17 protein-coding genes are annotated in these 17,116 nt (G+C 64.4%); 12 read left to right on the forward strand and 5 right to left on the reverse strand.

Annotation, left to right across the window (positions count from 1 at the left end; translation table 11 throughout):
- Positions 1 to 21 precede the first annotated feature (21 nt).
- Entirely contained in the window at positions 22 to 876 is an 855-nt protein-coding gene (locus CXQ88_RS10725; protein ID WP_104044155.1) for an alpha/beta fold hydrolase, read from the reverse strand.
- A gap of 68 nt (positions 877 to 944) precedes the next feature.
- On the opposite strand from CXQ88_RS10725, the gene lysS reads away from it, so the two are divergent.
- From lysS to CXQ88_RS10740, 3 genes are all read left to right on the forward strand, one after another.
- Positions 945 to 2,483, forward strand: a complete 1,539-nt coding sequence (gene lysS / locus CXQ88_RS10730) for a lysine--tRNA ligase (RefSeq protein WP_104044156.1) — start codon at positions 945 to 947, stop codon at positions 2,481 to 2,483.
- A 2-nt stretch (positions 2,484 to 2,485) separates the two neighbouring features.
- Positions 2,486 to 2,665 carry a hypothetical protein gene (locus CXQ88_RS10735; protein WP_104044157.1) on the forward strand — a complete coding sequence of 60 codons (180 nt, stop codon included), beginning with the start codon at positions 2,486 to 2,488 and terminating at the stop codon, positions 2,663 to 2,665.
- Between the two features lie 132 nt (positions 2,666 to 2,797).
- Complete coding sequence (locus tag CXQ88_RS10740) at positions 2,798 to 3,133, forward strand: histone-like nucleoid-structuring protein Lsr2 (RefSeq protein ID WP_104044158.1); 336 nt, start codon at positions 2,798 to 2,800, stop codon at positions 3,131 to 3,133.
- A 153-nt stretch (positions 3,134 to 3,286) separates the two neighbouring features.
- Here the strand turns inward: CXQ88_RS10740 and CXQ88_RS10745 are convergent, their stop codons facing one another.
- A complete protein-coding gene (locus CXQ88_RS10745) occupies positions 3,287 to 3,766 on the reverse strand; it encodes an anthrone oxygenase family protein (RefSeq protein ID WP_104044159.1) in 480 nt (159 codons plus the stop codon).
- A gap of 216 nt (positions 3,767 to 3,982) precedes the next feature.
- Between CXQ88_RS10745 and CXQ88_RS10750 the strand changes: the two genes are divergently transcribed.
- From CXQ88_RS10750 to CXQ88_RS10785, 8 genes are all read left to right on the forward strand, one after another.
- On the forward strand, positions 3,983 to 4,948 hold the full coding sequence (locus tag CXQ88_RS10750) for an AraC family transcriptional regulator (protein WP_181037475.1): 966 nt from the start codon (positions 3,983 to 3,985) through the stop codon (positions 4,946 to 4,948).
- 104 nt (positions 4,949 to 5,052) lie between these two features.
- Positions 5,053 to 7,545 carry an ATP-dependent Clp protease ATP-binding subunit gene (locus CXQ88_RS10755; protein ID WP_104044161.1) on the forward strand — a complete coding sequence of 831 codons (2,493 nt, stop codon included), beginning with the start codon at positions 5,053 to 5,055 and terminating at the stop codon, positions 7,543 to 7,545.
- Positions 7,546 to 7,692: 147 nt separating this feature from the next.
- On the forward strand, positions 7,693 to 9,816 hold the full coding sequence (locus CXQ88_RS10760; protein ID WP_104044162.1) for a S9 family peptidase: 2,124 nt from the start codon (positions 7,693 to 7,695) through the stop codon (positions 9,814 to 9,816).
- Positions 9,817 to 10,076: 260 nt separating this feature from the next.
- Complete coding sequence (locus CXQ88_RS10765; protein ID WP_104044163.1) at positions 10,077 to 10,586, forward strand: amino-acid N-acetyltransferase; 510 nt, start codon at positions 10,077 to 10,079, stop codon at positions 10,584 to 10,586.
- Positions 10,587 to 10,813: 227 nt separating this feature from the next.
- Positions 10,814 to 11,815 carry a dihydroxyacetone kinase subunit DhaK gene (gene dhaK / locus CXQ88_RS10770; RefSeq protein ID WP_104044164.1) on the forward strand — a complete coding sequence of 334 codons (1,002 nt, stop codon included), beginning with the start codon at positions 10,814 to 10,816 and terminating at the stop codon, positions 11,813 to 11,815.
- Between the two features lie 2 nt (positions 11,816 to 11,817).
- Positions 11,818 to 12,450, forward strand: a complete 633-nt coding sequence (dhaL, locus tag CXQ88_RS10775) for a dihydroxyacetone kinase subunit DhaL (protein ID WP_104044165.1) — start codon at positions 11,818 to 11,820, stop codon at positions 12,448 to 12,450.
- Complete coding sequence (gene dhaM / locus CXQ88_RS10780) at positions 12,447 to 13,142, forward strand: dihydroxyacetone kinase phosphoryl donor subunit DhaM (protein WP_104044166.1); 696 nt, start codon at positions 12,447 to 12,449, stop codon at positions 13,140 to 13,142. Before dhaL ends, dhaM begins: the two co-directional genes overlap by 4 nt.
- Positions 13,143 to 13,176: 34 nt before the next feature.
- Positions 13,177 to 13,398 (forward strand): hypothetical protein, encoded by a 222-nt coding sequence (locus tag CXQ88_RS10785; protein WP_146069190.1) that lies wholly within the window; start codon positions 13,177 to 13,179, stop codon positions 13,396 to 13,398.
- 3 nt (positions 13,399 to 13,401) lie between these two features.
- Here CXQ88_RS10785 and CXQ88_RS10790 read toward each other — a convergent pair whose 3' ends face one another.
- The gene (locus tag CXQ88_RS10790; protein WP_104044168.1) at positions 13,402 to 13,893 is read right to left on the reverse strand and encodes a hypothetical protein; all 492 of its coding nucleotides are present in this window, start codon (positions 13,891 to 13,893) and stop codon (positions 13,402 to 13,404) included.
- 99 nt (positions 13,894 to 13,992) lie between these two features.
- The gene (locus tag CXQ88_RS10795) at positions 13,993 to 14,913 is read right to left on the reverse strand and encodes an A/G-specific adenine glycosylase (protein ID WP_104044169.1); all 921 of its coding nucleotides are present in this window, start codon (positions 14,911 to 14,913) and stop codon (positions 13,993 to 13,995) included.
- Positions 14,914 to 15,090: 177 nt separating this feature from the next.
- On the opposite strand from CXQ88_RS10795, the gene CXQ88_RS10800 reads away from it, so the two are divergent.
- Complete coding sequence (locus CXQ88_RS10800) at positions 15,091 to 15,774, forward strand: hypothetical protein (RefSeq protein ID WP_104044170.1); 684 nt, start codon at positions 15,091 to 15,093, stop codon at positions 15,772 to 15,774.
- A gap of 38 nt (positions 15,775 to 15,812) precedes the next feature.
- Here the strand turns inward: CXQ88_RS10800 and disA are convergent, their stop codons facing one another.
- Positions 15,813 to 16,889 carry a DNA integrity scanning diadenylate cyclase DisA gene (gene disA, locus CXQ88_RS10805; RefSeq protein WP_104044171.1) on the reverse strand — a complete coding sequence of 359 codons (1,077 nt, stop codon included), beginning with the start codon at positions 16,887 to 16,889 and terminating at the stop codon, positions 15,813 to 15,815.
- Between the last annotated feature and the right edge of the window lie 227 nt (positions 16,890 to 17,116).

Raw genomic sequence — 17,116 nt, forward strand, 5'->3', positions numbered from 1 at the left:
CGCCCGCGCCACCGGAAAAACCTAGCCCTTGAAGTATTCGGAAATGTCGGTAACCAGTTCGTTCACGGCAGCGGGGATGGAGCCGTGGAACCCCTTGGGGGAGAGCTCGTAGGTGCTGCCGGCAACGGCCGCGTGCAGTCGCTCCGCCGTGGCCTTGTAGTAGCTGGGGCTCTTGCCACCGGCCATAAAATGAGTGTTGGCAGGCAGCACGCTGAAATCCCTGGCGTGGTCCGCTTCGTTGTAGGCGGCCCGCAGTTCGCCAACGCCGCTCGGCATCACCTCGCGGAACATCCTGTTGACCTTGGTCCGCGACAACAATGCCATCAGACCGGCAAGGACAGGTTCGGGGATCTTCGCCATCGCCGAACCGGGGCTCGTTGCCTTCTTCATGTGCGCAAGGGCGTGGCCCACCTTGCCGCTGTTCACGGCGTGCTCGAAGCCGTCCAGCCAGTCGGTATCGATGCTGCCGTCGAAGTTGACGGCGGCGTCGTACACAGCGAGTTTGTCCGGCACGTAAGGCGTTCCGCTGAACTCCTGTACTGCGTTGAGGGCCACCGAGCCTCCCAGGCTGTGGCCCAGGATGTTCCTGGCCCCCGTCCCGTCCAGGACCGTACGCACGTCGGCGATCTCAGTGGCCATGGAGTAGCCTGCCGGTTGCTCGGAGGAGCTCCCGCGCCCGCGGCGGTCATGGACGTCCACCGCCCACCCCTCGCCCAAGCCTTTGGCCAGCGCGACAGAAAACGGGCGGTAAATGAGGGCAGTGAGGAACGCTCCGCCGATCAGGAGCACCCGGCGCTCTCCTGGCGCGTCCTCCGTGCCGGAACTGTATAAGGCCAGGCGGCCGCCGTCGTGCGTTGGAAGTACCTGTTCTTTCACCACCCCATCCTAGGCAGCAGCCCGTTGCCGCCTGCGAAGCCGGGCCTGCCCAACTCCCGGTAAACTTGATGATTGTGACTTCCCAAAACACCCCCTCGCCCAAGAACGCCCCTGAGCCGCTCGACTCCAGCGAACAGATGCGGATCCGCATGGAGAAGCGCGCCAAACTGATCGAGCGCGGCGCCGAGGCGTACCCGGTGGGTGTGGAGCGGACGCATTCGCTCGCGGAGGTCCGCGAAAAGTACGCCCACCTCGAGGCGGACGACACCACTGGCGACATTGTCGGCGTCACCGGCCGCGTAGTGTTCGTGCGCAACACCGGGAAGCTGTGCTTCGCCACCCTCCAGGAGGGCGGCACCGACGGCAAGGGAACCCGCCTGCAGGCCATGCTCAGCCTCGCCAACGTGGGTGAGGAAGCGCTCGCCGACTGGAAGGCGTTGGTTGACCTCGGTGACCACGTGTTCATCAGGGGCGAGGTCATTTCCTCCCGCCGCGGCGAGCTGTCAGTGATGGCCGACTCCTGGTCCATGGCCTCCAAGGCGCTCCGCCCGCTGCCGGTACTCCACGCAGAGCTGAATGAGGAAACGCGCGTCCGCCAGCGCTACGTGGACCTGATGGTCCGCGACGAAGCCCGCGAAATGGTTTACACCCGTGCCGCCATCACGCGCTCTATCCGTGAGTCGCTCTTCCGCCACAACTACGTGGAAGTTGAAACCCCCATCCTCCAGCTGGTCCACGGCGGTGCGCTGGCACGCCCGTTCGAGACCCACATGAACGCCTTCGACCAGAAGATGACCCTGCGCATCGCCACCGAGCTTTACCTCAAGCGGGCCGTGGTGGGCGGCATCGACCGCGTCTACGATATGGGACGCGTGTTCCGGAACGAGGGCGTGGACTCGACCCACAGCCCCGAGTTCACCACCCTTGAGTGCTACGAGGCGTGGGCGGACCAGTTCGTTATGGCGCAGCGCATCAAGGAAATCATTCTCGACGCCGCGGACGCCGTGGGCGCCGGCCGCGTCCTGCAGACCGAAGCGGGGGAGATTAACCTCGACGGCGACTGGGCCTGGGTTTCCGTCTACCCCGGACTGTCCGACGCCGTTGGCCAGGAAGTCACGCCGGAGACTTCGCTGGAGGTACTGCGCGAAATTGCCGAAAAGCACGAGGTCAAGGTTGATCCCAAGTGGGACGCCGAGAAGCTGGCGGTGGAGCTCTTCGGCGAAATTGTGGAGCCCACCCTGCTGAACCCCACTTTCGTCTACGACTACCCGCCTTCTGCCCAGCCGCTGGCCCGCCCGCACCGGGAGGACGGCCGGCTGATCGAGGCCTGGGACCTCATTATCGGCGGCATGGAGCGCGGCACCGCGTTTTCCGAACTGATCGACCCCGTTATCCAACGGGAACGGCTCACCGAGCAGTCACGCCATGCAGCCGCCGGCGATGATGAGGCCATGCAGTTGGACGAGGACTTCCTGCGCGCGCTCGAATACGGCGCCCCGCCGATGGGCGGCATTGGGCTCGGGATCGACCGGCTGGTGATGCTGTTCACCGGTGCCGGAATCCGCGAAACCATCCTCTTCCCGCTGCTGAAGCCGGAAGGGCACTGATTATGGAGTATGTAGCTGTACTCCTGCCTTCCCTGGTGGTGGGCCTGCTCTTCTGGTTCGCCATGAAATCGATCTTCAACGCGGACAAATCCGAACGCCAGGCGGAAGCCCAGGCGCAGGCTGAAGCCGAAGCGCAGGCTGCATCTCCGGGGGACCGCACCGACCCCGAATCGAATAGATAAACCCCCAAACTTTCCGCTTTTATCCCCAGGAACCAATTGACGCTTTGACGCGTTGCCATAAAGAGGGTCATACTTTTTAGGAAACATCCTGCTTTTCTGCAAACCGAACCCTTTCCAAGAGGAAGACTTTAAATGGCACAGAAAGTAAACATCATCCTCGTTGATGATCTGGATGGGGGATCCGCAGACGAGAATGTAAAGTTTGGCCTTGACGGGGTCAACTATGAGATTGATCTATCGGCCGCCAATGCCGCGGAACTCCGTTCCTCACTGGAACGGTTTATCGGTGCTTCGCGTAAGGCTTCGGGCAGCAGTGGCCGGGCTACACGCACCAAAGCATCGAGCGGAGGCCGCAGCCACGATTCGGCACAGATTCGGCAATGGGCCCGGGATAACGGCTACACCGTTAACAGCCGTGGCCGAATTCAGGCCGAAATCCAGGAAGCCTACCAAAAGGCCAATTCCTAGTATCAGCCGCTATCGGCCAAAAGGCCCTGCTTCCCACTTTGGGAGGCAGGGCCTTTTCGGTTTCCGACCCGAAAGAGCGGGCAGTGCCGTATTTTCCCCGTTCGGCAACGACGCCGGGGAGCACTTGCGGACAAGTCCCGGTTTATCGCTACCTCACGACTGCCCCAAGGCCACCCATGCGGCGCACAGCGCTACGAGGGCTGCCAGGCACAGCCAGGTCCGATAAAGGTTCCATCGGGTCCAAGGGCCTTCGAAGGAACGCCTGGCGACTGCGGTATCTTCAGACACCGCAGCCTGGGCAAGCCGGTTATTCAAGGGGATGTTGATGCTGCCGGTGATGGCCAGCGTGGCTGTGTAGCACGCCAGGGCCACGGACGCGGGTACTGCACTGCCCAGCCCATTAGCCCAGGAAAATATTGCCGCGCCCGACAGAAACAGGAATGCACCGAAAAAGCTCAGCGCAAACATCGGATTCTGGATTGCGGCGTTCATCCGGGACATCGCGCTGATGAAGGTGGCGTCATCGGATGTCCGCAGTCCGGGCATCACTGAACAGGCGTAGGAGTAATAGAGCCCCCCGATCCCGGCAAGGGCCACGGTGGAGGCGGTCATGAGAAGAGTGATTACCAGCATGTTCACGCCCTGCCCGCATCGGGCGCAGCCGCGGAAGCAGCGCTGCAGACGGCGCAGGAGCCCATGCCGGCACTAACAACGAGGAACTTGGGGACGGATGCCATATGGTTCTCCTGCTCGGGGGTCCTTAGCTAGAGTCAAGCCTGGCAGGGTGGGCGAAGACCCGCCATGATCCTGGCACTCATTTACATGCCCCAGCGTCCAGAAATCGGGCTTATGGATCCCCTTGCAGATTTCCTCGACGGGCCAAGGGCCCGCAATGCCTTTCTACTGCAGGTCAAGATGTCCCCGCCGTGGTCCATCAAAGTTGAGGACGATGCGCCGCTGACTGTCGTCGCCATGCTGCGCGGTTCAGCGCATTTCCGGCAGCGGGACAGCAGGTCTGTGCTCCTCAAATCGGGCTATCTGCTGTTAATCCGTAATTCCTCCCCATACATACTGTCGGCTAGTCCTGATGAAAAGCCCACCTACTTCATCGGAATTGACCAGACCTGTTCAGGTTCCAACGGAGGAGATCTGGCCCAGGAACTGCGTACAGGGTTACGGACCTGGGGCAATAACGCCGACGGCAGGGACGTCATGCTGGTTGGAACTTATCGAAGCAGTGGGGAAGTGGGCGACATCTTGCTGTCCTCACTGCCACCCCACCTCGTGGTTGAGCAGGCCAGCAATCCGATTGTCAGCCTCCTGTTGGAGGAAATGGACAGCAACGGCATTGCCCACGCGAGCGTCCTCGACCGGTTTCTGGACCTCCTGCTGATTCACGCCGTCCGTGAGGGGACAGGTAAGCCTTCCAGTACGGACCATAACTGGCTTTCGGCAGAGCAGGATCCGGCAATCCAGCAGGCCATCCGGCTGCTGCACAGCTCGCCGGACAGGCCATGGACGGTGGAAACCCTGGCTCGACGGGTAGGAGTTTCACGGGCATCACTGGCCCGGCGCTTCCATGATCGGGTGGGTAAACCACCGATGGCCTACCTGAACCAGTGGCGGCTTGCCAAGGCGGCCGACATGATGGACGACAAGCGGCTCACCTTCGCCGCCATATCCCGCCAGGTCGGCTACGCCAGTCCCTTCAGTTTCAGCACGGCTTTCAAGAAAAGGTACGGCGTGAGCCCCCAGGAATACCGCCGCCGGCAGTCCGTCCCTGCGGCCCCCGAAGCCGGCTTGGCTGGTGACTGATACACGCGAATAGATCATCGCGGTTTCCCCCGTGGCGAACACGCTCCACAAGTATGGGCAGGCCACGTAGCATCAAAGTACGTCGTAGCTAGGAGTGTGGCGAAATGTTTGAGCGATTTACGGACCGTGCCCGTCGCGTAGTTGTGCTTGCCCAAGAAGAGGCACGCATGCTGAACCACAATTACATTGGTACCGAACACATCCTCTTGGGTCTTATCCATGAGGGTGAGGGCGTTGCCGCCAAAGCTCTTGAGTCCTTGAGCATTTCGCTCGACGGCGTTCGCGAGCAGGTGCAGGAGATCATCGGGCAGGGCCAGCAGGCGCCGTCCGGCCACATCCCCTTCACCCCCCGTGCCAAGAAGGTGCTGGAACTCTCGCTGCGCGAAGCCCTCCAGCTGGGCCACAACTACATCGGCACGGAGCATATCCTGCTGGGACTCATCCGCGAGGGTGAGGGTGTTGCCGCCCAGGTGCTGGTCAAGCTCGGCGCAGACCTTAACCGGGTCCGCCAGCAGGTCATCCAGCTCTTGTCGGGATACCAGGGCAAGGAAACCAGCGGCGCCGGCGTCGGCTCCAGCCAGCCCGAGGGTACGCCGGCGGGATCAGTTGTCCTGGACCAGTTCGGCCGCAACCTGACCCAGGCTGCCCGCGAGAACAAGCTGGACCCGGTCATCGGACGCGAGCAGGAGATGGAACGCGTTATGCAGGTCCTCTCCCGCCGCACCAAGAACAACCCGGTGCTGATCGGTGAGCCTGGTGTCGGCAAGACTGCCGTCGTCGAGGGCCTTGCCCAGGCGATTGTCCGCGGTGACGTCCCGGAAACCATCAAGGACAAGCAGCTGTACACCCTGGACCTAGGTTCCCTGGTGGCAGGCTCGCGGTACCGCGGTGACTTCGAAGAGCGCCTGAAGAAGGTCCTCAAGGAAATCCGCACCCGCGGTGACATCATCCTTTTCATCGACGAAATCCACACCCTTGTCGGTGCCGGTGCCGCCGAAGGAGCCATCGATGCTGCGTCCATCCTGAAGCCCATGCTGGCCCGCGGTGAACTGCAGACCATCGGTGCCACCACGCTGGACGAGTACCGCAAGCACATCGAGAAGGACGCCGCCCTGGAGCGCCGCTTCCAGCCGATCCAGGTCAAGGAGCCCTCGGTTGCGCACGCGATCGAGATCCTCAAGGGCCTGCGTGACCGCTACGAGGCGCACCACCGCGTCACCATTACCGATGGCGCCCTCGCCTCGGCTGCCAGCCTCGCCGAGCGCTACATCTCTGACCGCTTCCTGCCGGACAAGGCGATCGACCTGATCGACGAAGCCGGCGCACGGCTGCGCATCCGCCGCATGACCGCTCCGCCGGAGCTCAAGGCCATGGACGAGCGCATCGCCAAGCTCAAGATGGAAAAGGAGTCCGCGATTGACGCGCAGGACTTCGAAGGTGCAGCCGCGCTCCGTGACAAAGAGCAGAAGATGATCACCGAGCGCTCCGAGAAGGAACGCCACTGGAAGTCCGGCGGCATGGACGACATCTCTGAGGTGGATGAGGATCTCATTGCCGAGGTGCTGGCCAACTCCACCGGCATCCCCGTGTTCAAGCTGACCGAGGAAGAGTCCTCGCGACTGCTGAAGATGGAAGACGAACTGCACAAGCGCGTCGTGGGCCAGAACGAGGCCATCAAGGCACTGTCCCAGGCAATCCGCCGCACCCGTGCAGGACTCAAGGACCCCAAGCGTCCGGGTGGCTCGTTCATCTTCGCCGGCCCCACCGGCGTCGGCAAGACGGAACTCGCCAAGGCGCTCGCGGAATTCCTGTTCGGTGAAGAGGACGCCCTCATCACGCTGGACATGTCCGAGTACTCCGAGAAGCACACTGTCTCGCGGCTCTTCGGTGCCCCTCCGGGCTACGTGGGCTACGAGGAAGGCGGCCAGCTGACCGAGAAGGTCCGGCGTCGTCCGTTCTCCGTGGTGCTGTTCGACGAAGTGGAGAAGGCCCACGCGGACCTCTTCAACTCGCTCCTGCAGATCCTGGAAGACGGCCGGTTGACCGACTCCCAGGGCCGGGTGGTGGACTTCAAGAACACCGTGATCATCATGACCACCAACCTGGGCACCCGGGACATCTCAAAGAGTGTCGCCACCGGCTTCCAGTCCGGCACCGACACGCAGACCGGCTACAACCGCATGCGTGCACGCGTGACCGAGGAGCTCAAGCAGCACTTCCGTCCCGAGTTCCTGAACCGTGTGGATGACGTTGTGGTGTTCCCGCAGCTCACCCAGGACGAGATCATCGAGATCGTGGACATGTTCGTTGGACGCCTCGAGAAGCGCCTCAAGGACAAGGACATGGGCATCGAGCTCACGCCCAAGGCCAAGGTGCTCCTGGCAACCCGCGGATACGATCCCGCAATGGGTGCCCGGCCACTGCGCCGCACCATCCAGCGCGAGATCGAGGACCAGCTGTCCGAGAAGATCCTGTTCGGTGAAATCCACGCCGGCGACATCGTTGTAGTGGACGTGGAAGGCGACGGAGACGACGCCAAGTTCACGTTCGCCGGTAACGCCAAGCCGCGCATCCCGGAAATCGCTCCGAGCGTCTAAGCGCTAAAACGAAGGCCCCGCCCGCTCCCAGCAAGGAGCCGGCGGGGCTTTCGCTTGCCCTTCGCCCGGTCCCGAGGCCCAGTCCTGGCGTTTCGCCGGTAGTGAAGTGGTTGTGACGGGGAGCACAGTTCGGGTTGAATCGGGGGCATGGCTAATCTGAATCCGGCGATCCCGGACGAGCAACCTTTGACCCCCTTCCATGACCTTGACCATTACCTGTCCATCCCGCGGGTGAGTGGGCTGGCAATGAGCCCCGACGGCCGCCGGCTGGTTACTACCGTGGCCACCCTTAACGGCAAGGGAACCGAATTCGGCACCGCGCTGTGGGAGCTTGATCCTGCAGGGCAGAAGCAGGCGCGACGCATCACCCGCAGCGCCAAGGGTGAGGCAGGAGCGGCGTTCGCGGCCAACGGCGACGTCTACTTCACCTCCGCCCGGCCCGATCCTGACAGCCCCGAGGGCGACCCTGTCAGCGCCCTCTGGCTCCTGCCCGCCGACGGCGGCGAGGCGCGCGTGGTACTGAACCGGCCCGGCGGCGTCGGTGCCGTGATGACAGCCAAGTCGGCGGACGCCACCTTCGTTGTTGCGGAGGTTTTGGCGGGCTCGGCCGATGAAGATGACGATGCGGAACGGCGGAAGTCCCGCAAGGACAACAAGGTCTCAGCCATCCTGCACAGCGAATATCCGGTTCGGTATTGGGACGCTGACCTTGGGCCCGGCCAGCCGCGGATCTTCGCTGTCGAGCCCGGGAAGGAAAAGGATCCCGGCAAACCCGCCACTGTGGACGCCACGGCCCCGTTGGACCTCCGGAACCTCACGCCCGCTGCAGGTGCGCGGTTGCGCGAGGCGGAAACTGCCGTCAGCCCCGACGGCCGGACCATTTACGCGAGCTACACCAAACCGCTGGCCAGGGCGGACAGCCGCTCCGTCCTGCTGGCCATCGACGTGGACTCTGGCAACACCAGGGTGCTCCTGGACCACGAGGGCCTGAGCTACTTTCCCGGTCCGGTCAGCCCGGACGGCAGCACCTTGGTGGTGCTCAGCGAGAGCGACACCACCCCGCACCAGGCACCCCAGGTAAAGCTGCACCTCCTGGATGTCTCCGCGTCATCCTCGTCCGGCAGTGAGCAACTGACGCCCCTGGCGCATGACTGGGACCGCTGGGCCAAGCCGGCCGCCTGGCTGCCCGACGGTTCCGCCCTCCTGGTTACAGCGGACGACGACGGCGCGTCGCCGGTTTTCCGGATCAGCGTCCCGGCATCTGCCGCTGAAGTGAGTGTCACACGGGTGACGCAGGACGCGGCGGCCTACACCGACGTCGTGGTTTCGCCTGAGGGACGCAGCGCCTACGCCCTCCGCAGTTCCTATGAGTTCCCGCCGGAGGCTGTACGCATCGACCTGCAAACCGGGGAAACCACCCGGTTGCCGGCGCCGGCGGAACGGCCCACCCGTCCCGGCAGGCTGGAACGGATTGCGGCGACGGCAGCGGATGGCTCACGTGTCCCGGCGTACCTCGCGCTGCCGGAGGGTGCGTCTGCGGATTCCCCGGCGCCGATGCTGCTCTGGATACATGGCGGCCCGCTGGGATCCTGGAACGCCTGGACCTGGCGCTGGAACCCCTGGCTGCTGACCGCGAAGGGGTATGCGGTGCTCCTGCCCGATCCTGCCCTCTCCACAGGCTATGGCCAGAACTACATCCAACGTGGTTGGGGCCAATGGGGTAAAGGCCCGTTTACCGACCTTATGACCGTGACTGATGCATCCGTGGACCGCCCTGATATTGATGCCGACCGCACAGCAGCCATGGGCGGCTCGTTCGGTGGCTATATGGCCAACTGGGTTGCCGGGCAGACGGACCGGTTCAAGGCCATAGTGACCCATGCGAGCCTCTGGGCGCTGGACCAGTTCGGTCCCACCACGGACGCCTCGCAGTACTGGTTGAAGGAAATGACTGAGGAGATGGCGCTGGAGAACTCGCCGCATCTTCACGTCGAAAAGATCAGTACGCCCATGCTGGTGATCCACGGGGACAAGGATTACCGCGTACCTATTGGGGAAGGCCTGCGGCTCTGGTACGAGCTGCTGTCCAAGTCGCAGCTGGCGGCTGACCAGGACGGCCGGACGCCGCACCGGTTCCTGTACTTCCCGGACGAGAACCACTGGGTCCTCCAGCCGCAGCACGCAAAGGTCTGGTACGGCGTCGTGGAGAGCTTCCTGGCCCGCAATGTCCTGGACCAGGACCTGCCTGTCCCCGGTGAGCTGGGGCTGTAGCGCGGGGCGCGCCGGCTCGGTCCGACTCGGAGGCTGGGACATTTCCCGCGTGCTGCTCCTTCGTCGCTTTGACGCACGCTATATAAATGTCCCAGCCTCCTTTGCCTCCGTTTGGTGACAATGGCACGAGGTGCTGGGTGCCAGGCATTTGTGTAGACGCCGTCAAAGCGAGGAACGAGCAGGCGCCGGCAAATGTCTGGCGGACGGCGCCGAACTATGCCCTCGCGTGTGTCTACAACCGGGCCAACTAGGATTGCTCTGTGACTGACTCCTTCCATATCCGCCCAGCGCGTACCGGTGATGTTTCCGCGATCAAGAGACTGGTGGCGCCGCTGGCGGAGCAGCGGATTCTGATGGCCAAGGAGACGGTGGCCTACTACGAGAGCCTGCAGGAGTTCCGGATCGCAGAGTCCGCGGACGGCGACGTTATCGGCTGCGGGGCGCTCCACGTTATGTGGGAAGATCTGGCCGAAGTGCGGACCCTTGCCGCTTCTGCGGACTGGCGGGGAAAAGGCGTGGGGCACGTCTTGGTGGAGAGCCTGCTTGAGGAGGCGCGCGCCCTGGGTGTCGCCCGCGTTTTTTGCCTTACGTTCGAAGTGGACTTCTTCAAGCGTCACGGCTTCGACGTGATGGCGGACCAGTCCGCCGTGGACCCCGTGGTGTACTCGGAATTGCTCCGGTCCCACGACGAAGGTGTGGCCGAGTTCCTCGATCTGGCGAGGGTAAAGCCAAACACCCTCGGAAACACGCGCATGATCAAGTTCCTCTAACCCTTCGGATTTGCGGAGCACCGCCAAAACAGGCCTGAACTGCACTTTCTTTTACTCGATTTGATGGATAAACTGTCTCCGGCCGGGATTGGGGGCCCAAGGAAAGGGACAGTCATTGGGGGCTGTCCCTTTTCCGTACTCGACGGAAGGGCAGCCCTACCGCCGCCCCGCATGCCGGTAGTAGGGTCGGAATGTCATCCTCCAGGAAGCAAACCAGGAGTACCGCCATGAAGAAGCTCATCAACGATCCAAAGTCGGTAGTCGACGAATCCGTGCAGGGCTTCGGCCAGGCGCATGCAGACCTTGTCACCGTCAGCGCCGATCCCACGTACATCACGCGCAAAGACGCGCCCGTCAGTGGGAAAGTAGGCCTCGTCTCGGGCGGCGGCAGCGGCCATGAACCGCTCCACGCCGGATTTGTTGGGCGCGGCATGCTGGACGCCGCCGTGCCCGGCGCGGTGTTCACCTCGCCGACACCGGACCAGATCCTCCCGGCGACGCTCGCCGTGAACTCGGGCGCCGGCGTCGTGCATATTGTCAAAAACTACACCGGCGACGTCCTGAACTTCGAGACCGCAGGCGAACTCGCCGAAGCGGAAGGCGTCAACGTCCGCACCGTCCTGGTCAACGATGACGTTGCGGTAGAGGACTCGCTGTACACAGCAGGCCGGCGTGGAGTGGGCGGGACGGTGCTGGTCGAAAAGATCGCCGGAGCCGCTGCTGAGCGCGGGGACGGCCTCGACGCCGTGGCCTCAATAGGCGAACGCGTCAACAGCAACGTCCGCACCATGGGTGTCGCGCTGACTGCGTGCACCGTACCCCACGCGGGCTCGCCCAGCTTTGACCTGGCCGAGGATGAAATTGAGATCGGCATCGGAATCCATGGCGAGCCGGGCAGGCACCGGATTGCGATGGAAAACGCAGACGGCATCACGGACCGCCTGCTGGAGCCCGTACTGACTGATCTGAGGATCACTTCGGGGGACAAGGTGCTGCTGTTCGTAAACGGAATGGGCGGTACCCCCCTGAGCGAGCTGTACATCGTCTACCGGCGGGCCGCCCAGGTGCTCGCGGACAGGGGAGTCGCCGTCGAGCGCTCCCTGGTGGGAAATTACATCACGGCGCTGGAGATGCAGGGCTGCTCCATCTCCGTGCTGCGGCTGGATGACGAACTCACCGAACTCTGGGACGCGCCGGTGCACACTGCAGCACTGCGCTGGGGCGTGTAGCTGTGGTTTTGGACGTGAACTGGACCGTCAAGTGGCTGACCCTGTGCGCGCAGGCAATGGCGGAGCACAGGGTGGAGCTGATCGAACTGGACCGGGCCATCGGGGATTCTGATCACGGCGAAAACATGGACCGCGGCTTCCAGGCGGTATTGGACAAGCTGTCCGACTCCCCGCCGGAAACGCCCGGCGCTGCGCTGAAGCTGACCGCGATGACCCTGATGTCCAAAGTGGGTGGTGCGGCGGGCCCGCTGTACGGCACGGCTTTCCTTCGTGCAGCCACGTCCCTCGGGGACTCTCCGGAAATAGCGCCTGCCGCCTGGGCGGGTGCCTTGACTGCCGCGCGTGACGGGATAGTGGCGCGCGGAAAAGCGGAGCCAGGGGACAAAACAATGGTGGATGCCTGGACGCCTGCGGCAGAAGCAGCAAGCCAGGCCGCGGCAGACGGCAGTCCGGATGCTCTGACCGTTCTGGTGGCCGCGGCAGAGGCTGCCGAAGCGGGCGCCGTGGCTACTGATCCGCTGGTAGCCCGGAAGGGACGCGCCAGCTACCTCGGCGAGCGAAGCGCCGGCCACCGCGACCCCGGTGCCGCTTCCAGCGCCCTGATCCTCCGGGCCGCCGTGAAGGCGGCTGCGTGACCGTCAGCATTGTGGTGGTTTCCCATAGCGAAAAAATCGCCGACGGCGCCGTGGAGCTTGCCGCGCAGATGGCGCCCGACGTCGTGTTTCTGGCAGCGGGCGGCACCATGGACGGAAGGATCGGCACGAGCCTGGAGAAGGTTCTGGCCGCTCTGGACAAGGTGGCCAGCGGTGATGGCGCGGTGATCATGACTGATTTGGGCTCCGCTGTGATGACCGCCGAATCCGCGTTGGAGTTTGCGGAAAACGCGTCCGAAATGATGTTGGCGGATGCACCCCTGGTGGAGGGACTGGTGGCAGCTGCCGTCGCTGCACAGGGTGGCGCTGACGTCCATGCGGTCAAACGGGCGGCGGAAGCTGTGCGCGGCCCTGCCCAGCCGGCCGGGAGCCCGGCGTTGCAGGCTGTCGGGGAAGGCTCTGTCACCGGTTCCGGCCCGGATTTCACGGGGGACTTTGAGCTCGTGAACCAAGCCGGCATGCACGCGCGTCCCGCTGCGAAAATCGCCGGCGGGCTGTCGTCGCTGGACGCCGAGGTGAAGGTCAACGGGGTTGAGGGTGCGTCCATGACCGCTCTAATGACGCTGGCGGCCGGAAAGGGATCAGTGCTGCACGTTGAAGCATGGGGAGCGGACGCGGAACGGGCAGTGAACTATGTCGGGGGCCTGGTGCAGGCGGGCTTCGGGGAACCCTAGGGCGCCCGGACAACCCAAATGGTGCCTGGGCGGTGTGTTCACAGCACCGCACGGGACTCCTGCGAATATGCTCGATGCCATGGAACGGCTCGACCTCGAAGACAACTCCCCGGATATCGAAGTGCTGGAGGGGCAGATGTCCGTTGAGGAAATCCTTGCCGAGCTGGGTTTCGAGTGGCGGCCTGAACCAGGGGCCGGGGGACGCGAAGACGAGGCTGCGACGGCGGAAAGCTTCAGCCAGCCGGCGCTGTTCTGACCGTCAGGTCTGCTCGTGCAGGCTGTCGGCGTCGAGCAGCACCGATGCGGTGACGAACCTCCCGCACTGCTCACCGTAGGGATAGTTGCCCCGGGGGCGGAAGTCCAGGGTCCGCACGGGCAGGGATGATCCGTCCGTGCCAGTGGCCGATACGGTCACCGACATGGGCGACTCGGTGAGGGTTTGCAGGAACAGGACACCAAGCTTTGTCCCGTCCGGGGAAGCGGTGGCGGAGCAGACGCCTTCCGGAGTGCAACCCTGGTCGATTGAGGCGCTGCCCGGGTGAAGCTCCACATCCTCTTCGGTGCACGTGCAGTCCTGGCAGGCCTTTAGGTGCAGCGTGGCCACCTGCGATGCGTAGTTGGCCGAAATCGTGACGGAGACGGCCGTGGCCTGTGCGATGGCCGGGCAGGGGACCGCGCCGGGGCCGGGGCCGCAGGCGGAGGCGAGTCCCGCCGTCGTGATGAGAGCCAAAAGCAGCCCGCGCTTGCCCATACTTCAGGGTACGGCCGGGGCGGAGGCGCCCCGCAGCCAGCGGCGAAGTGATGCAAACATCGTTATGCTCGGTGAACTGGACGGTGGTCCCGGCCGGGCCTAGGCGGGGAGCCGGAATCCGCCGTCGTGCAGCTCGGCCAGGCCATCCGCGAGCAGCCCTGCAAGGGCACGTTCCAGCTGCTCGGGAGCAGAATTCAAGCGGTGCAGAACGCCCAGCGGCACACCAATCCCCGCGGGCGCGAAACCAAGGTCCGCTGGCTCCCGCTGGAACATCTCCGCCGGCACGGGCGCCTCGGCCTCGCGCAGCACCGCCATCACGGCCCCGCGCACCTGGCGGTCTGTGCCGTGCCAGGCCTGGCCTTTGGGGACGTACGACGGCGGGGGCTCGCCTGCTGCCCGCCACGCACATGAGTCGCGGACCGGGCAGTCGCTGCACTTGGGTGCCCGGGCCGTGCAGACCAGTGCCCCCAGTTCCATCACCGCAGCGTTCCAGCGCACGGAGGTGCCGTCGTCGTCCGGCAGGAGCTGGGCGGCCAGCCGCATTTCCGCTGCGGTCAGCGCAGGGGCGGGAAGCGCAGCCCCGGAAACAAGGCGGGCGTGGACCCGCCTGATGTTGGTGTCCACCACCGTTTCGCGGCGTCCATAAGCGAATGCAGCCACCGCCGCGGCCGTGTAACTGCCCACACCGGGCAGCGCCAGAAGTTCGGCGTAGTTGTCCGGCACCCTGCCGCCGTGGTGCTCAACGATGGCCACTGCCGCCGCATGCAGCCGCAGCGCGCGGCGGGGGTAGCCCAACCTGCCCCAGGAACGTACGGCCTCGCCGGCTGGTTCGCCGGCCAGGCCTGCGGGAGTGGGCCAACGCCTCAGCCATTCCTGCCAGACGGGCAGCACCCGCACCACCGGCGTTTGCTGCAGCATGATTTCGCTGACCAGCACGCCCCAGGGTGAACATTCAGGTTTCCGCCAGGGGAGGTCCCGGGCGATCCCCGCGAACCAGTTGTTGATTTGGCTGTGCAGCATCTGCAGTTCCGCCCCGGCGGGAACGAGGGCAGGCGCAGCGGTGGTGGGGGCTTGAGTGTCGATCCCAACACTGTAATTGATCCGCCTGCGGGGCTGGAAACGGGATGTGACCAGAGCGTTGCCAGGGCGGCGGCGTGGTGGTGAAGCAGATCCGCGCCCGTTCTCTAGCCTAGAAGGATGGGTAGGCAAGGCGATTCAGCATCACGTGGCAGGGCGGCAGTATCCGGTTCGAGCACCGTCCGCAAGCCGAGCCCCGCTGTGTACCGCCGGCGTCGGCTGTTCCTCGGCGCGGCGCTGCTTATGGTCATCGCGATGGTGGCCGGCGGCTTTGCCCTGGCCGGCGCCATCAGCGGCACATCCGAACAGGCGTCCGCCACGGATCCTGCTGCCGCTGCGACGGCGTCCGCTGATCCCTCCAGCCAGGCCTCGCCGTCGGCCCCGGAACCAACACCAACGCCCTCAGCCACGCCCACCTGCAACCAGAATCTGGTCACAGTCTCCGCGTCCACGGACAAGGCCGCCTACGGGCCCGGGGAAAATCCGTTGCTCACGCTTAAGGTGACAAACGGCGGCACCATGCCGTGCCAGGTCAACATCGGAACGTCCCAGATGGAGTACCTGGTGACGAGCGGGCCGGACCGGATCTTTTCGTCCCGGGATTGCCAGGCAAAGAGCGAGGACCTGGTGAAAATCATCGGGCCCGGCGCCAGCGAAACCGCCAACTTCCCGTGGTCCCGGAACCGCAGCATTGAAGGCTGCCAGCCCGTGGAAGCCAAACCCGGAGGCGGCGGGGCGTACTACATCTTCACGGCCAAACTCGGATCCAGGGCCAGTCCGGAGGCAGTCTTCCAGCTGAACTGACGGGTGCTGCGGTGGGCCCGCGAGGAGGCCACTGGGGACTAGAGGAAGCGGTCCAGCAGGCTTGCTTCCGCCATCCGGCTCAAGCCTTCCCGCACCGTCCGCGCGCGCTGGTCGCCAATGCCGTCCACCGTCATCAGATCATCGATGGTGGCCGCCATCAGGAACTGCAGACCGCCGAAGTGGTCCACCAGGCGGTCGGCAACGGCTTTGGGAACTGCCTTCAGTCCCGAGAGCAGGCGGTAGCCGCGTGGCTGCACTACGGCGTCGAGGTTTGCCTCGCCGCCCGCAAAGCCGACGATCCCGGAGATCTTGCCGAGGTCAATCAGCTCGGTGGGCCCAAGGTTCACCAGGGCGCTGACGGCTTTTTCGATGTCCTCAGGGGATGCATGGGGCGAGGCGTAATCGCGGATGATGACGTCGCTTCCGGGGCCGCGGCCCACTGTGAGCTCATCAAGCTGGAGCGAGAGGAGGCGGCCGTCTTCGCCCAGTTCCAGGACGTACTGGGAGATCTCCTCCGAGATGCGGCGGACCATTTCCTGCCGTTGCAGGGTGACCGCCACATCCCGGACGGTCACCATCGCTTCAATTTCCAACGCAGACAGTGAGCTGGTGACCTGGTCCAAGCGTGAGCGGTAGCGCTCCAGTGTGGCTAGGGCCTGGTTGGCGCGCGCGAGGACCGTCTCCGATCCTTCCAGGACGTGGCGCAGTCCGTTCACGTACAGGGCAATAATCTGCATGGACTGGCTGACGGAGATGACGGGCACTCCGGTCTGGATGGCCACGCGTTCGGCTGTGCGGTGGCGGGTGCCGGATTCGTGGGTTTCGATGCTGGAGTCCGGGACGAGCTGGACGGCGGCGCGGAGGATGTTGCCGGCGTCCTTGTCGCAGATGATGGCGCCGTCCATCTTGGCGAGCTCGCGCAGGCGCGTGGGGGAGAAGTCGATGCCGATGTCGAAACCGCCCGAGCAGATGGAGTCGATGGTCCGGTCCGAGCCCAATACAATCAGCGCCCCGGTCCGCCCGCGGAGGATGCGCTCAAGGCCGTCGCGGAGCGGTGTTCCGGGTGCCACCCTGCCCAGAGTTGCCCTTAAAGATTCTTCGGGGCTCCGCGCCATTAGGTGTTTCCCTTCAAAGGTGCGGACTGGCGCCCGCAGAAAATGCCGGCTTTCACGCTTGGCCGGCAGGAACAAAAGTACTCATTTTCCCGCAAGCTCAATGATAGGGGTAAGAAAGCCAACTTCCGCACGGTCAGGCCCTAAAGTGCCCCATTAGGGGACGTGCGGAAGTGGCCGGGAACGTGTTCGACGGCGGGTGGCTGGGTGGGTACTTTTGGGTATCCGCT

This window comes from Arthrobacter sp. ZGTC412 (assembly GCF_002929215.1).
Lineage (GTDB): Bacteria > Actinomycetota > Actinomycetes > Actinomycetales > Micrococcaceae > Arthrobacter.

What these genes read in the sequence shown, in the direction of transcription:
- lysS (WP_104044156.1), top strand. Translation starts at nt 945, where the DNA reads ATGATTGTGACTTCCCAAAACACCCCCTCGCCCAAGAACGCCCCTGAG.
- CXQ88_RS10735 (WP_104044157.1), top strand. Translation starts at nt 2,486, where the DNA reads ATGGAGTATGTAGCTGTACTCCTGCCTTCCCTGGTGGTGGGCCTGCTC.
- CXQ88_RS10740 (WP_104044158.1), top strand. Translation starts at nt 2,798, where the DNA reads ATGGCACAGAAAGTAAACATCATCCTCGTTGATGATCTGGATGGGGGA.
- CXQ88_RS10745 (WP_104044159.1), bottom strand. Translation starts at nt 3,766, where the DNA reads ATGCTGGTAATCACTCTTCTCATGACCGCCTCCACCGTGGCCCTTGCC.
- CXQ88_RS10750 (WP_181037475.1), top strand. Translation starts at nt 3,983, where the DNA reads ATGGATCCCCTTGCAGATTTCCTCGACGGGCCAAGGGCCCGCAATGCC.
- CXQ88_RS10755 (WP_104044161.1), top strand. Translation starts at nt 5,053, where the DNA reads ATGTTTGAGCGATTTACGGACCGTGCCCGTCGCGTAGTTGTGCTTGCC.
- CXQ88_RS10760 (WP_104044162.1), top strand. Translation starts at nt 7,693, where the DNA reads ATGGCTAATCTGAATCCGGCGATCCCGGACGAGCAACCTTTGACCCCC.
- dhaK (WP_104044164.1), top strand. Translation starts at nt 10,814, where the DNA reads ATGAAGAAGCTCATCAACGATCCAAAGTCGGTAGTCGACGAATCCGTG.
- CXQ88_RS10790 (WP_104044168.1), bottom strand. Translation starts at nt 13,893, where the DNA reads ATGGGCAAGCGCGGGCTGCTTTTGGCTCTCATCACGACGGCGGGACTC.
- CXQ88_RS10795 (WP_104044169.1), bottom strand. Translation starts at nt 14,913, where the DNA reads ATGCTGCACAGCCAAATCAACAACTGGTTCGCGGGGATCGCCCGGGAC.
- CXQ88_RS10800 (WP_104044170.1), top strand. Translation starts at nt 15,091, where the DNA reads ATGGGTAGGCAAGGCGATTCAGCATCACGTGGCAGGGCGGCAGTATCC.
- disA (WP_104044171.1), bottom strand. Translation starts at nt 16,889, where the DNA reads ATGGCGCGGAGCCCCGAAGAATCTTTAAGGGCAACTCTGGGCAGGGTG.